This is a genomic window from Putridiphycobacter roseus (genome assembly GCF_003234935.1).
GTDB classification, from domain to species: Bacteria; Bacteroidota; Bacteroidia; order Flavobacteriales_D; family Crocinitomicaceae; genus Putridiphycobacter; species Putridiphycobacter roseus.
Window position 1 is genome coordinate 1 of the sequence record NZ_QKSB01000006.1, and the last position, 14,068, is coordinate 14,068.

The 14,068-nt window shown below is 33.5% G+C and carries 14 protein-coding genes; 2 read left to right on the plus strand and 12 right to left on the minus strand.

Translation table 11 applies throughout. The features are described 5' to 3' along the window. Window positions 1–133: 133 nt before the first annotated feature. The 6 genes from DNU06_RS10540 to DNU06_RS10565 all read right to left on the minus strand — a co-directional run bounded on the left by DNU06_RS10540 (window position 134) and on the right by DNU06_RS10565 (window position 5,484). The gene (locus DNU06_RS10540) at window positions 134–580 is read right to left on the minus strand and encodes a hypothetical protein (protein WP_111063303.1); all 447 of its coding nucleotides are present in this window, start codon (window positions 578–580) and stop codon (window positions 134–136) included. Further along, entirely contained in the window at window positions 570–1,118 is a 549-nt protein-coding gene (locus DNU06_RS10545) for a hypothetical protein (protein ID WP_111063304.1), read from the minus strand. The genes DNU06_RS10540 and DNU06_RS10545 overlap by 11 nt, the downstream gene beginning before the upstream one ends. A 158-nt stretch (window positions 1,119–1,276) precedes the next feature. Further along, window positions 1,277–2,089: a hypothetical protein gene (locus DNU06_RS10550; RefSeq protein ID WP_111063305.1), complete on the minus strand. Its 813-nt coding sequence runs from the start codon at window positions 2,087–2,089 to the stop codon at window positions 1,277–1,279. A gap of 5 nt (window positions 2,090–2,094) precedes the next feature. After that, the gene (locus DNU06_RS10555) at window positions 2,095–3,120 is read right to left on the minus strand and encodes a hypothetical protein (protein WP_111063306.1); all 1,026 of its coding nucleotides are present in this window, start codon (window positions 3,118–3,120) and stop codon (window positions 2,095–2,097) included. Between the two features lie 256 nt (window positions 3,121–3,376). Next, a complete protein-coding gene (locus tag DNU06_RS10560; RefSeq protein WP_111063307.1) occupies window positions 3,377–4,279 on the minus strand; it encodes a hypothetical protein in 903 nt (300 codons plus the stop codon). A 50-nt stretch (window positions 4,280–4,329) separates the two neighbouring features. After that, window positions 4,330–5,484 carry a tyrosine-type recombinase/integrase gene (locus DNU06_RS10565; RefSeq protein ID WP_111063308.1) on the minus strand — a complete coding sequence of 385 codons (1,155 nt, stop codon included), beginning with the start codon at window positions 5,482–5,484 and terminating at the stop codon, window positions 4,330–4,332. Between the two features lie 320 nt (window positions 5,485–5,804). Between DNU06_RS10565 and DNU06_RS18045 the strand changes: the two genes are divergently transcribed. Then, window positions 5,805–6,014, plus strand: a complete 210-nt coding sequence (locus DNU06_RS18045) for a hypothetical protein (protein ID WP_233503008.1) — start codon at window positions 5,805–5,807, stop codon at window positions 6,012–6,014. Window positions 6,015–6,042: 28 nt separating this feature from the next. Here the strand turns inward: DNU06_RS18045 and DNU06_RS10575 are convergent, their stop codons facing one another. From DNU06_RS10575 to DNU06_RS10585, 3 genes are all read right to left on the minus strand, one after another. Then, complete coding sequence (locus tag DNU06_RS10575; protein WP_111063309.1) at window positions 6,043–6,570, minus strand: dihydrofolate reductase family protein; 528 nt, start codon at window positions 6,568–6,570, stop codon at window positions 6,043–6,045. 193 nt (window positions 6,571–6,763) lie between these two features. Continuing rightward, window positions 6,764–7,135, minus strand: a complete 372-nt coding sequence (gene rplS / locus DNU06_RS10580) for a 50S ribosomal protein L19 (RefSeq protein WP_111063519.1) — start codon at window positions 7,133–7,135, stop codon at window positions 6,764–6,766. A gap of 100 nt (window positions 7,136–7,235) precedes the next feature. Next, window positions 7,236–10,451, minus strand: a complete 3,216-nt coding sequence (locus DNU06_RS10585) for a SpoIIE family protein phosphatase (RefSeq protein ID WP_111063310.1) — start codon at window positions 10,449–10,451, stop codon at window positions 7,236–7,238. A 50-nt stretch (window positions 10,452–10,501) separates the two neighbouring features. On the opposite strand from DNU06_RS10585, the gene DNU06_RS10590 reads away from it, so the two are divergent. Continuing rightward, on the plus strand, window positions 10,502–10,906 hold the full coding sequence (locus DNU06_RS10590; RefSeq protein ID WP_111063520.1) for a pyrophosphohydrolase domain-containing protein: 405 nt from the start codon (window positions 10,502–10,504) through the stop codon (window positions 10,904–10,906). On the opposite strand, the gene DNU06_RS10595 is transcribed toward DNU06_RS10590, so the two are convergent. The 3 genes from DNU06_RS10595 to DNU06_RS10605 all read right to left on the minus strand — a co-directional run bounded on the left by DNU06_RS10595 (window position 10,903) and on the right by DNU06_RS10605 (window position 14,068). Beyond that, window positions 10,903–11,685, minus strand: a complete 783-nt coding sequence (locus DNU06_RS10595) for an ABC transporter substrate-binding protein (RefSeq protein ID WP_111063311.1) — start codon at window positions 11,683–11,685, stop codon at window positions 10,903–10,905. The genes DNU06_RS10590 and DNU06_RS10595 overlap by 4 nt on opposite strands. A 2-nt stretch (window positions 11,686–11,687) precedes the next feature. Then, window positions 11,688–13,046, minus strand: a complete 1,359-nt coding sequence (locus DNU06_RS10600; protein WP_111063312.1) for a pyridoxal-phosphate dependent enzyme — start codon at window positions 13,044–13,046, stop codon at window positions 11,688–11,690. Window positions 13,047–13,171: 125 nt separating this feature from the next. After that, window positions 13,172–14,068, minus strand: coding sequence for a hypothetical protein (locus tag DNU06_RS10605; RefSeq protein WP_111063313.1), 897 nt, complete (start codon window positions 14,066–14,068; stop codon window positions 13,172–13,174).

The following is a 14,068-nucleotide window of genomic DNA, read 5'->3' on the forward strand; positions in this document are numbered from 1 at the left end:
CTTGGGAATTGTCTACCGAAAATTTTGGGTTACTGTGTTTTTCTACCTCCTTTACCAACTTCCGCTTGCACCTAACGTTTGAGCATATTTTCGTTGCTGTAAGGTACGAAACAGCAATGAAATATGCTTGTTGTTATATGCTTTTTTTAATTATCTCTTCAGTTAAAGTATTCAAATATTCTACCATTTCATGTAGATTCTTTTCTTCGTTTTTTGATCGTCTATTTGACCAATAATATAAATGGCTTCCAATGTCAAATTGAATCTTTGGATGAAAAACTTTTTGGACTCTAAAACTCTTTATATGCCTAGTTCTTATGACAATGTTAATAAGTCTATTTTGCTTTCTAGGTTTTCCAATTACACGGATGTCTTCATGCGCCATTCCTCCAAATTCAGGCATACAGTAAACTTTAGCTCCAGGTCTAAATTGTTTAGTTCCCCTTTTAATTATTTTCTCCTCTCCCCAATAGTGCTCGTGAACAATGTTGCCAATAATGCACCACTCAAACTCGCGATTATCTAAATCACCTTTCAATTTGGGTTTAAACCAATTCGATATTTTAGTTCTAATACTCAAACTCTATATTTAGTTTTTTCGATAGACACTCCTTCACAGCTTTAAAATTAGTGTCTGCAGGCATATAATTCTGTATTTCTGTTTCACATTCATAAATTAAATACTTTTTTGTCTCACCAAAGAATCTAGCAAAATTTGTTGACGAAATAATGCTTGCGTTGATACTCGTAAAATCTACTGCTTCTCTAACTTCTTCACTAGATTTGAAGAAATGTAATATCACTTCTGGTGTGTATGTAATTGCGTAACAATATGGACCAAAAACTGTATGCGAAGTAGCTCGATTACTCTTATTAGCTTTTATATGTAAATCAAAATCAGCAATTCCAACATGAGCGAGGCTTGATTTTTTATTTTTATCAAACTCTTCCCATGCTATCCAGTTTTCAGGCAAACAACTACATAATTCTATGGACTCTTTTTTGGTGAGATTTCCCTTCCAGTGATTTAATTTTAACTTATCCAAAGAATTATTCGCAACATCAGAATTGCATGCAGTAAACAATAGTAGTATCATTAATAATTCTTGTCTGTACATTTCTTAAGTATCAAGAAGATTGCATATAACGTTTGAGCAAACCCCGTTTTAATGGGGTTTGCTTTTTGTTATAAGCTTTTTATATTTTTCTAAATGGCGCTTTTTAAAACTAATTTATGCTTGAAGTTAATTTTTTTAAAATATTTTATTTTCTTTTTTTAATCCCTTTCCAAAGAAAAAATTTGAAATTTACGTGATATCCCAAAGTAGATACCTGAAGCCATATTAGCAGTATAATATCGAAAATTTTCTTGTGTATTTGCCTTTGTATTAGTGACTGTGACTTTGGTTACTTCATAGTATAAATAGCCTTGACTGTATGAAAAGTCTAAAGACAAAGAAAACAGATACTTTTTCTTAATAAACAAATCAGAACTAAGACCTGCACCAAACTGAAAAGTACTTGTAGGACCACTGGTATAGCCGACATTCTCAAAAAACAGATTTTTTTCCGGTGATAGAGCGTATTCAGTACTAAATCCCCCAACGTCAAGACCTCCTAGTGCTGGTCCAGCTCTTCTTCCAAAACCTAAAAGCAAATTTAGAAATAAGGTAGATTTAAGAGGCTTTTTTCTAAAATTATAACTATAATTTAAAAAAAATCGACTCTGGGCAGTAGTGCCCTTTGTTAAAACTCCGTCAGACACACTAAAATCTAGGTGACTACTATAAACTGGTGACTGAATAGTGATTTTAGAAGATACCCCATCCCAACTACCACTTGCAGTTATACAATGTCTATTATTAATTGTTACACCAAGAGTTGCTCCTAATAAAGGATCACCAACATATACTGAACGATTATTATAGTTAAAATCATCAGATAAATCAAACATATCTGATTTCCAATCAGAAAGGCTATTTGAATTAAAACTCAGCTTTGAGTACAATGCTGGAGCAGCAAAGAATGATATTTGGGAATACGTATTCCCAAATATCATTACAATAAATAGTAATGAAAAAAATTTCATAATTATTAACTATCTTGAATTGTTACATAGTTGGTAAAATATGTAGTGTAAAGATTATTTCCTGATGGAACTCCTGAATCTTCACATCTTGTTCTCACCCTAAAATAGTAAGACTTTAAGTTTGTAGAACCAGAATACCACTTGTACTCCTTTTCAATTCGTAACCAACCATATGCACTGCTCGCTTGATGGGTAAGCCAAGGGTGTGAATAATTTGATTCTGAGGAACCACAACGAACTGCATAACTGCAATTATCAAACTGAAACCAATATCTCAGTCTCAGAGTTGTTTGATTATTTTGTGAAGGCAATTCTTCTAAGTGGTCATTCCAGACAACCAACGTAAAATAAAATCCAAACTTTCTGTACTTAATTTTTGTTTTCATTTCGTAATCATAGTTATTAAAAGAAGCCGTGTATTTTATTGCACTTTCACTTTCTTTACTTTTTGCCTTTCTTTCTCCGCAGCCCCATGACCATAGTTCAAGATAATCCTCATCTTCCAAAAGTCTTAAAACATCATCATCAACTGTAAATTCATACACATCTTCTGAACCAGCATTTTCAGCTAAGACCAAATTATATGCTTGTGTATTATTGTCAGAACAAGCATATAATTTTTCGGTTTCACCATTTAATCTAATATACCATTCTCCAATTTTCACGATTTGGTTTTCATCAAGCACTGAAAGTACATAGTCATCATCTATAGGGTTTTCATCACGATCTTGAGTTGAATTAAGAAGTGACCTGAAGTTAAGACTCTGTAGATGTTCAACCAAATAATTTATTGACCATGGATTCGGGTTGTTTAATAATGAATTATAATATTCAATTGATTCAAATTCAAGAACGTTATTTTTAACAGACAATTTACTATAATCATTGTCATCTTCAAAAAATTGTTCTTTAGAGGGTACTTCTTCTGATTTTAACTTCTCTGAGTTTGTTATAACCTCCTCTTTCTCGCAAGAGGCAAATCCTATTCCCACTGTGACAAGGAATAATAATCCATATATTAATTTTTTCATCTTCTTATTTTTTAGACGAACACGCTTTTCACAAATTTAGGGAGTGTCAAAAACTTGCAATATTGCCAATTTTCTCCCGTTACAAACTTTTGTCCAGTTTTAAAGGTAATCATTTGTTTTTTAAACCAAAAGGTGGTTATCCGTTTTTCCTTATCAAATCTGCTCGCATTGCTTATAACGGCTGAATAAAAATAGGCATTTATGCCGAACAGCTTCGCTGTAATTTTTATTTTTGTGTTGGCAGTAGTTTTTTTATTTAATAATATTCATATGTGAACTTAACTTCACGAGTTAATGACTTTCCGTTTTTAACGAAATTCTGCACCCTTTCTAGTTTACCATTACTATTGTAGTAGTAATCAGTATAACCTGATGTTTTTTGCACCGAAAGGTAATTTGTACTTTCTACCAAGTTGTCATTTTTGTACCTGAAATTTGTTATTAAAGACTCCCAACCATCTGAATAGCTTTCTTTACTTTCTGTACAAATTAGGTTGGTGTCCTTATCGTAAAAAAAATATTCGTAGCGAGAAAATGTATCTTCAGGCGCAAAATCATAGAAATTAGCGATCTCAATCTCATAAGAGTTTTCTTGGTAAGAATATACTTTTTGCTCAAATAGGATTGAGTCACGGAAAACTTTAATATTTTCGATTTGATTTAAACTGTCATTGTAAGAATAAGTGTTCCAATATTTATCTGAAAATTCAGCTCTAACTATTCTTGATTTCAGATCGTAGTAATACTTCCGCAAAGTTCCATCTGATTTCCTTATTTCAATAAGTTCATTTTTATCATTATAAATAAACTCCCTTGTTATCATCTGGGTCCTGTTTAACATAGACTTCCACATCCCGTTTTCATGGTATTCAAAAACAGTTGGGTCTCCAAACATAACAACATCCGCACTAAGCACTCCTGATTGTATAACAACAATTCTACCTGCTTCGTCTAGTTCTTTAACAGTTACATTCCAACTCCACTCATCACTTAGTCTACCCGTTTTAGATGTTATTTTTTTTATTCCAACTGTATTTTCTAGATTTTCATTTTGATAGTCTTCATAATCCATATACTGCACTGCAACATGTGGCACTTGTGATTTTGCGCTAAAAGTGCCTAACACTACTGAGATTAATATGGAAAATAATAGTTTCATTCAATTACTGCCAACATGTGGGTATAAACCAGTGGTGGAGTTTATATAACTTATGTAGGTTGCTGATCCTGATCCAAATATAGGGAATCTAATGGGTTTTTGATTACTTTTAAGTGATTTTTTGTGACGTGGGTGTAGATTTCTGTGGTTCGTGAGGATGTATGTCCTAAAAGTAATTGAATTTGTCTTAAGTCGGTGCCGTCTTCTAATAAATGGGTTGCAAAACTATGACGTAGCATATGTGCACTTACACTTTTAAGTATGCCGCCTTTTGCAGCTGCCTTTTTGATGATTTTTGAAACACTAGTAGCGCTATATTGCTTACCAGTTGTTCCTTCAAATAAATATTCCTTTGGTCGGTAGGTTTTGTAATAGGTTCTAAGTTGTTTGATTAAACTTTTACTCACTATGGTTACCCTGTCTTTGCGGCCTTTGCCATCTTTAATGAAGATGGTGTTGTTTTGTCCATCTATATCTGTTAATTTTAAATTCAATAATTCGGCCCTTCTTAAACCTGCCGAGTATAATAAACTAACTATACAGTGGTGCTTAATATTTTTTATGTTTTTCAAAATTAAGCCGACTTCTTTCTTGTTTAAGACTTTAGGTAATGTCTTAGATTTTATTGGTCTTTCGATATCGTAAAAACGATTTGGCATTTCTAAAACTAGCTCGTAATAGAATTTAATGGCATTCACCGTTTGGTTAATAGTGGAGCCCGACTTACCTAATTTTACTTCTTTCTCTAAGTAGGAGCGGATATCATTTTCATTCAATTGTTCAATTTTTCGGTCTTGAAAATACATTACAAATCGCGTAAAGAGTGAGATATAGGTATGAACCGTACTTTTAGCATATTGTTTTAATAATAGTTTTTGTACATACGCCTCTGGTACAAGATCATTATTTAGCTTTAAAGCTTCCCGCTTAATTTTAGGGTTGTGATTGTTAATCGTTTTTTTAGGTGAAAAATAATTGCAGTTGATCCAGGCAATTTCTCTAAAGGTATCAAAAATGGCTTGGAAATTAACCTTATTGTTTACCAAGTAAAACATATTAAACTCATTACTCCATTGGGGATTAGGTAAAGTTTTAATGACCGTAATAATCACTTTATCGTAATTAAATTGTAAACCAATTTGCTTCTCCCCATTAATAAAGAGGTGCTTTAAAGTGATGCATTTGTGTTTAGACTCGTGTTTCATGTTAAGCAAACCTAGTAAAAAAAAAGACCAGAAAGTGGGAGGAAGTAATGATTGCCGTTTATTAACCGTTAAAATCGAATAAACCTATCCAATTAAAATTTAGGACATTAGTTAGACGTAAAATTAAAAAGTTAGGAAATTTTGTTGTATTTTTAAAAAGTAAATGGGACCGAAAAATGATGATGATGGAATGTAAAGTCTGTAAAACAAAAATGCGGGGCCGTATTGATAAAAAATTTTGTAGCGTAAAATGTAAAAATTTTTACCATACCAAACTGCGTAGCACTACTTTTATAAAGACCGTAGAGATTGATAAAATTTTGCACAGAAATAGAGCTATTTTACGTGAGATAATGGGGAAAAATAACCTGCAGAAAAAAATCAGTAGATTGGTATTGGAAAAAAAAGATTTTAAATTTAAATACCTCACCCACTACCATACCAATAAACATGGTAAAATATATCATTATGTATATGATTTTGCCTGGATGGAATTTTCTAACGACGAAATACTGATTGTGCGTAAGTAAAGCTTATCTGCCCCGCTTATTACTTTACTTAAATCACTTTATAATTTAATTGTACCAGTCCTGAAGGAAAAGTAATACTGTTTTTTAGTTTTAACCCTTGCGCTTCACTTCCTCCTTGAAACAACCTAATGCCATCTCCAAGTATGTGTGGTACTATGGAAATAATTAATTGATCAAAAAGTTTATTTTTAAGTAACTCCGACACGATTTCTCCCCCCCCATCACAATAAATATCTTTACCCTCTTCATTTTTAAGGGTGTAAATCAAATCTACCACATCATCCGTAAACTCTACGAGCCCATGTCCTTCTTTTTTTTGTTTCGAAATGACATATTTTTTTTTGTCAGCATAAGGTAACTCCTCCCCAAATGAAAGTACTTTTTCATAAGTTTTCCTTCCCCAAATAACCGTATCTACACTCTGCATGAAAGAACCGTGACCAAAATCTTCGTTTTTATCTGAATTAACTATCGATAAAAAATCAATTGAACCACTCTCAGTTGCAATATAACCATCTAAGCTCATTGCAATGTATAATACCAATTTTCTGCCCATTTTTCTTAATTTTTCATTAAACTAACCTATTCTAAAGCTCTTAAAACAAATAATTCAGCTTGGTTTGTTACCGTGCTTTTATCAAATATAATAATAATATGCCTTATTTATTTAATAATGAAATAGAAAAAAATTTAGGAACAAAAAAAAACATCCACCTAAGTGAATGTTTCTATATTTTATATTTTGAAACTTACTTTTTCTTAGCAGCAACAAAAGGTCTTCTTTTTTCTTGAATTCTAGCAGCTTTACCTCTTCTCTCTCTGAAGTAGTATATTCTTGCTCTTCTTACTTTACCAATTTTATTCACCTCAATTTTATCAATAAAAGGAGAATGAACTGGAATAATTCTTTCCACACCAATGTTTCCGGAAATTTTTCTAATTGTAAAAGTTTCAGTTAAACCTGAACCTTTTCTCTGAATCACAACACCTTGAAATTGCTGAATTCTTTCTTTATTTCCCTCTTTAATTTTATAGTGTACAGTAATTGTAGAACCTGCACTGAAAGTTGGATGTGAGCTTTTCTCAACTAATTCTGATTGTATTTCTTTAATAATATCCATTTCTATCACTTTAATTTCCCTCAATTGGGGGTGCAATATTACAAATAAAAAACGATTAACGTATTAATTTTTTACTTTTTTTTACTTTTTTTTATTCTTTTTATAATTCAAAGGCCACAATACAAACATCATCTACTTGATCGTGTTTCTTATCTGCTTGTTCCATCCAATTTAAAAGTTCCTTTTCTAAAGCTTCTTGCTGGGCATCATGCTCTTTATGAGAGATTTTCATGATAAATTGTTTGAATTTCTTTACCATGTATTTTTTGGAACGTGGTCCACCAAATTGATCCGCATAGCCATCCGTTGTCAAATAAAATTTCATTCCTGGTGCTACCGCCATTTTGTGCTCTTCATAAATTTGCTCGTCAGGCGTAAAGCCCGCTATCGCCGTCTTTGTTGCTTTTATCTCCCTAAACGCTTCTTCTTCTACTATCCATAATCCCCTATGTGCACCAGCATATGTGAGCTCATTGGTTTCTGTGTTTATAGTGCAAATAGCAGCATCCATTCCATCTCTGGTAGAGTTTCCTTGTGCCGATTGCTTTAATGTGTTTTTTATGGCCCTATTTAATTCTGCTAAAATTAAGCCAGGAGAGGTGATTTTACGCTCGTTTACAATAATGTTTAACCTATCTGACCCAATCATGCTCATAAAAGCACCCGGTACACCATGCCCTGTACAATCTGCACACACCACAATCAACTCCTTACCTTTTTTTGAAAACCAATAAAAATCGCCCGATACAATATCTTTTGGTCGGTATAAAATAAAGGACTTTGGTAACCACTTTTTCATTTCCCCCTCTAAAGGTAATATGGCATCTTGAATTCTTTTGGCATAGTTTATACTGTCTTCAATCTCCTTTTTTTGTTCCGAAATTTCCACATTCTTTACTTCTAACACCTCGTTTTTCATGCTAATTTCCTTGGTTCTCTCATCTACAATTATCTCTAACTGATCATTTCTTCTTTTTAACCTGGCAGATGTTATTCTTCCTACCCCAAATAATACTAAAAAGAATAGTATAACATATAAAAAATAAGCCCAAGCTGTTCGATACCATGGTGGACGTACAGAAAAAGTATAACTCGCCACACTACTCAGTTGATCGTATATATTTTTAGCCCTTACTTTAAACGTATAATCCCCTTCCTTTAAGTTGGTAATCGTTCGGTCACTTTTTGCCTCGTATTCCGACCAGTTTTCGTCATATCCTTCTAAAAAAGTACTGTATTTGGGCTTGTGTTCATCTTCAAAATAAGGACATGAATATGAAAATAAAAAATCATTGTTTTCGTAATCAAATCTAAGCATGTCGGTTTGTACTCCTGCCTTAAACTTACCATTAAACACCCTAATGGTGTCTTCTACCAATACATTTCTAATTAAACTAGTGAAGTTAGACTGGTAATTCTTTCTCGCATTGTGCTTGTAACGAATTAAACCATCTGCACAACCTATCCATAACACCCCATTGTCTTCTACCAATAAATTGTTAATCCTACCATACTTTATCCCCCAAAAAGGCTTATTGATAAATATTTTCTGCTTTTTATCATAAAAACCTAATTTGTGCTCTGCTACATACCAAGTGCGGTCTTCCGTATCGGCAATCAATAATATTTCCTGGTCAAAAATAGAATCATATAATGGCGCAATATCAAACATCCCTCTTACAAATTTTGGGTCTGCCAATTCTTCTTCCGTTAGTTCGTCTTTCATTAATTCTCTCATGAAATCTTCATCTAAAAAGGTCATAGGACCAAACTTACAACCAAACAATAAGGAATCTTTTAGCAAAATTGGCCTTGTTACCTCTCCTTCGCACAAGCCATCCGCGAATGTGAATAAGTCTAATAATGTATCTTTTTCACTCATAATTAAACGTAAAGCTCCTGATCCACTCGTTCCTATCCAATAATCGTCACTTTTTGGTGACTTAACAATACTGGTGGTACTGTTTAATGAAACCTCATCTTTCCATTTTAATTTAAATCGATTATTCCACAGGTATACCCCGGTATTACCGGAAGTAATTATTAATTTTCGTTGGGTATCATACAATATACCATTGGTGTTTAAGTCTGAAATTTTTGTGAAATGCTGCTTTGCATCCATTTGATAAATACCTTCGGTAGAAGCTATGCATAAACGATTATTGATAATTTCAAAATCCCAAACCTGGTCCCGAATTTCGGAAATTCTTTTAAATTCCTTTGCATTATTTAAACTTGTATCTTGCACGTAAACGCCATAGGAGGAGCCCACATACATAATACCCTGAAATCTTTCAAATGCTTGTATGTTTCCTTCAATACCTGCTTTTTCATTGAAAAAAGAAAGCGGAGAATAATAATTTACCTTTGATATACCATTACCTAAACCTAACCATAAGTTTTGATCGCGATCTTCAAACATGGATTTGATATCATTGGATCGTAAACCAGTAGATCGATTAATTTCATTGACTATTTCTCCTTTAGCATTGACAATAAAAACGCCCTTGTCAAAGGTCTGGATGCCATAATTACCATCTGAAAGTAGCTTTGTACCAAAGTTTTTAACGCCTTTTAAATGAGCAGAAGATTTTGGTACCCTGGATAACTTGTCGTCTTTAATTTGATAGATCCCATTTTCGACCGTAAAAATAAGTAAGCCATTTTCACTGTTGGGCAATGTAAATAAACCAAAACAAGGCTCATATTTAAACATTTCAGACCCTGAAACCAGCTCTAATGATCCATTTATATAACGTCTCAAACCAACCCCCCTTTCTCTGGTATAAAATACCCCGTCGACCATAAATGCGGTATGAAAAGAATTTTCACTCTTAAATACTGTGATTTTTTTTGCTGCTAAATCATATACAAAAACCCCTTCTTCTGCTTGAAAAAAGACATGTGTTTTGGAAGCGAAACAAAAATTAACTTCCGAAAATTGTTGGGTAAAAATATTGAGCTTATCACTTAAGGATTCATAAACTAAACTGCCTTTATCGTCGGTTTTTAAATAACCAAACTGTCCCAATGAACCTGTATATATTGTCCCGGTACTATCCATACACAAACTGTGCACATAGGCACTGATTTGTACTGCAATAAAATTCCAATTCTTACCGTCGTACTCCATCACCCCATTGGAGTTCCCAAAATACATCACCCCACGCTGATCTTGTACAATTGCGTAATTTTCTGGATTCCTAAACTGGCCGTAAGTATTGGTAGAGTAATTTTCTATTGGTGGATAGTAATCTTGTCCAAAACTGAGGGTGAATAAAACAATTGAAATAAATGTTAATAAAAGTTTTGCCATCTTCCTCTGAAGTTTTTGGTGGTTATATATCTTTATCAAAAATAGTAAAAATGAGTAAAGAAATACTTTTTAAAGAGATTATTAAGCATGTTGAGACTTTTCACGACGCTTTTAAAATAGAAAATAACTATAAACCAACTGCCCTTCTTTCGCAAGCCGACTATCGTTTAAGGCACCGTTTGATGGAAGAGGAAAATGAAGAGTATTTGGAGGCTGCTCAAAAAGGAGATTTAATTGAAATTGCAGATGCACTGGGAGATCAACTGTATATTTTATGTGGTACCATTTTAAAACATGGTTTACAAGATAAAATAACAGAAGTATTTGAAGAAATTCAACGTTCTAACATGAGTAAACTAGACGCCAATGGACAGCCTATTTACCGTAATGATGGCAAAGTAATGAAGTCTGATTTGTATTTTAAACCCAATATTAAAAAAATTATTGATGCTTAATCGGCCAATTCTAACATAAGCGTATTCTCCCAATACGCTTTAAACATTAATAAACGACTGCCGTACCAAGAAAAAAGTTCTCCATCTACTAAAACAACTTTTGCATTACTAACCGCTTGTAAGGCCTCAATATGTTTTATACCGAATGGAAAAGGCTCTGAACTTAAAAAAATATAATCCGCGTTTAAATCCCTTATTTCATTTTCGGTTAAGACCGGATACCTGCCTGTATCTGCCGTTTTAGCAATAGTTAAACCTACCCGATTTAACAACTGTGCAATAAAAGTGTTTGAACCTGCGCACATGTAGGGATTTTTCCAAATAAGATAGAGCACTTTGCCTTTAACTTGCTGTAAATCTTGCAATTCCTTTTTAATGTTTTGCGCTATCTCAATGGCCTTTGCTTGTTTATTAAACAACTCTCCCATAGCATTAATAAAGTTTAATGCCTCTGGAATTGTCTTTATATCACTCGTGTATACCGGATATTTTTCTTGTAACTCTAAAATTTCCGATTGGGTGTTTTCTTCCTTATTACCAATAATTAAGTCGGGCGACAAGTTGGCTATTTTTTCAAAATCTACATTTTTTGTCCCCCCAACTCTTACCTTACTTTGGTGCCATTTTTTGGGATGAACACAAAATTTTGTAATACCAACCACCCTATCCCCCAGCCCCAAATCAAACAGTAATTCTGTTTGAGATGGTACCAGTGAAATTATTCTTTTTGGCGCTTCTGGTAATGAAAATGAATGACCTATTTGATCTTCAGTTAACATGATTAAATCGCACTTATCAAATCGTATCTAGTGATGATGTTGTATTTTTCGTTTTCTAATCGAACCAATACCGCAGGTGTAGTTGAATTGATTAATTTTGAAATAGCTTCAATCTTTGTATTTGCTTCCACTATAGGTAAAGCCGGTTGCATAACCGCTCCTAATGGCGTATCCATTAATGATGGATTTTCTATTAAATCTTGTAATAATTTTCTGTCATCAACATGCCCCGCAAATCCACCGTCTTTAGTAACTGGTATTTGCGAAATATTGTATGCTTTCATTTTAGCAATGGCATGCGAAACTAATTCTTCACTTGCACAAACTACTAAGTTTTTATCGGCATGGTTTTCAATTAAATCTTGTGCTACTTTATGCCCTTCATCTAAAAAGCCTCTTTCTCGCATCCAATCGTCGTTGAACATTTTTCCTACATAACGACTACCATGGTCATGAAATAAAACTACAATCACGTCATCCTCGGTAAATTGATCTTTCATTTGCATTAAACCTGCAATCGCTGATCCAGCAGAGTTACCAACAAAAATACCTTCTTCACGGGCAATTCTACGGGTCATTACTGCTGCGTCCTTATCCGTTACTTTTTCAAAGTGATCAATCACTGAAAAATCGACGTTTTTTGGTAAAATATCTTCTCCAATTCCTTCTGTGATATAAGGGTAAATTTCATTCTCATCAAAAATACCTGTTTCGTGGTATTTTTTAAATACCGAACCATAAGTATCAATACCTATATTTTTAATCGCTGGGTTTTGTTCTTTTAAATACTTCCCTGCTCCAGAAATGGTACCACCTGTTCCTACACCTACCAAAAAGTGTGTAATATCTCCTTCTGTTTGTTCCCAAATTTCGGGACCAGTTTGCTCGTAGTGTGCTGTGCTATTGGATAAATTATCGTATTGATTCACATACCAAGAATTTGGTGTTTCTTTGGCTAATCTTTTTGAAACAGAATAATATGATCTAGGATCTTCTGGTTCTACTGCAGTTGGACAAACTACTACTTCTGCACCAACAGCTCTTAAAATATCCATCTTTTCCTTAGACTGTTTGTCACTCAATACACAAATTAATTTATACCCCTTTGCAATACAAGCTAATGCTAATCCCATTCCTGTATTTCCAGATGTACCTTCAATCAAGGTTGCTCCTGGTTTTAGTAATCCTTGCTTTTCAGCATCTTCTACCATTTTCAATGCCATTCTATCTTTTACAGAGTTTCCTGGATTGGTGGTTTCTACTTTTGCCAAAACGGTGGCTTTAATCCCTTTAACTACACTGTGAAGTCTAACTAACGGAGTATTTCCTATGGTATCAAGTATTGAATTGTGGTATTTCATAAAATATATAATTGCAAAATTTGCTGATTCGGAGACAAAGATAATTGAAATAGTTTAAAAAAATGATTGGCAAAAAAAAAGAGGTTACCGAAGCAACCTCTTTTTTAAAATCTTTTAATAGCTGTTTAAAAATAAAACATCAAATAAATTGAACCATTAAAGTTATCTGTATCTAAATTAAACGATCTGTTACTCACCGATTCGTTAGTTTTTACAATAACGCCGCCTATAGAACCATCTTCGTTGATTGCATTGGTATCGAAATATTCCGACACAACGGATGATTTTCCGGTATTCTGTAAAGAAAGACCCCAACCAAACTCTGTTCCAATACAAATTTTTGGCGCAACATAGTATTCAACTCCAGCAAAAGCTCTTAAGCCTACACCCCAAGTTACACCATAATCTCTACTCAACATTCTTTCTCCAACATTGTCACCATTAACACCTTGGTAATTACCGTTTTCATCAAAAGCAGATGTTGGCGTCATGTTTCCTTCACCTAACGCATTTGCGTAAGTGTATTGATTGTGTGATCTTTGTCTATAAACAAAAGCTTCACCACCATAAACTCCTTTAAGTCTTGTAGTTCCTCTTCTAAATTCATATCCAACCCCTAAATTAACAACACTTCCATTGTAATTCACCATATCTATTACGGTAGAGTCTGCAGAATTCTTTAAATCATCAAAAACCTCATATTTTACCAATTGGTCCATGTCGTTAATTCTAAAATTCATTCTTAACGCATTGTCATCCGTTAACATGTACTTTCCGTAAATAGTATTACCTGAAAACATGTTCGGAACAAATTTACTCCCGTTTAACGCAGTGTTAGAATTATTTTTACCAAATATATTCCCTACATAAGTCAATACTGGCAATGCATTCATTCCAATTGCAAACTCACCTGCAACTGGCATTATGTCTACACCATTCTTATTTTGAATTTGTGGATTCCCTTGAGAATACAACAAACTACTAGAAAGAAAGGCAATAGAAATTCCTATTATCTTTTTCAT

Bases quoted from the DNA above. Each gene is read 5' to 3' on its own strand.
- DNU06_RS10545 (WP_111063304.1), bottom strand. From the start codon at position 1,118: ATGTACAGACAAGAATTATTAATGATACTACTATTGTTTACTGCATGC.
- DNU06_RS10550 (WP_111063305.1), bottom strand. From the start codon at position 2,089: ATGAAATTTTTTTCATTACTATTTATTGTAATGATATTTGGGAATACG.
- DNU06_RS10555 (WP_111063306.1), bottom strand. From the start codon at position 3,120: ATGAAAAAATTAATATATGGATTATTATTCCTTGTCACAGTGGGAATA.
- DNU06_RS10560 (WP_111063307.1), bottom strand. From the start codon at position 4,279: ATGAAACTATTATTTTCCATATTAATCTCAGTAGTGTTAGGCACTTTT.
- DNU06_RS10565 (WP_111063308.1), bottom strand. From the start codon at position 5,484: ATGAAACACGAGTCTAAACACAAATGCATCACTTTAAAGCACCTCTTT.
- DNU06_RS10575 (WP_111063309.1), bottom strand. From the start codon at position 6,570: ATGGGCAGAAAATTGGTATTATACATTGCAATGAGCTTAGATGGTTAT.
- rplS (WP_111063519.1), bottom strand. From the start codon at position 7,135: ATGGATATTATTAAAGAAATACAATCAGAATTAGTTGAGAAAAGCTCA.
- DNU06_RS10585 (WP_111063310.1), bottom strand. From the start codon at position 10,451: ATGGCAAAACTTTTATTAACATTTATTTCAATTGTTTTATTCACCCTC.
- DNU06_RS10590 (WP_111063520.1), top strand. From the start codon at position 10,502: ATGAGTAAAGAAATACTTTTTAAAGAGATTATTAAGCATGTTGAGACT.
- DNU06_RS10595 (WP_111063311.1), bottom strand. From the start codon at position 11,685: ATGTTAACTGAAGATCAAATAGGTCATTCATTTTCATTACCAGAAGCG.
- DNU06_RS10600 (WP_111063312.1), bottom strand. From the start codon at position 13,046: ATGAAATACCACAATTCAATACTTGATACCATAGGAAATACTCCGTTA.
- DNU06_RS10605 (WP_111063313.1), bottom strand. From the start codon at position 14,068: ATGAAAAAGATAATAGGAATTTCTATTGCCTTTCTTTCTAGTAGTTTG.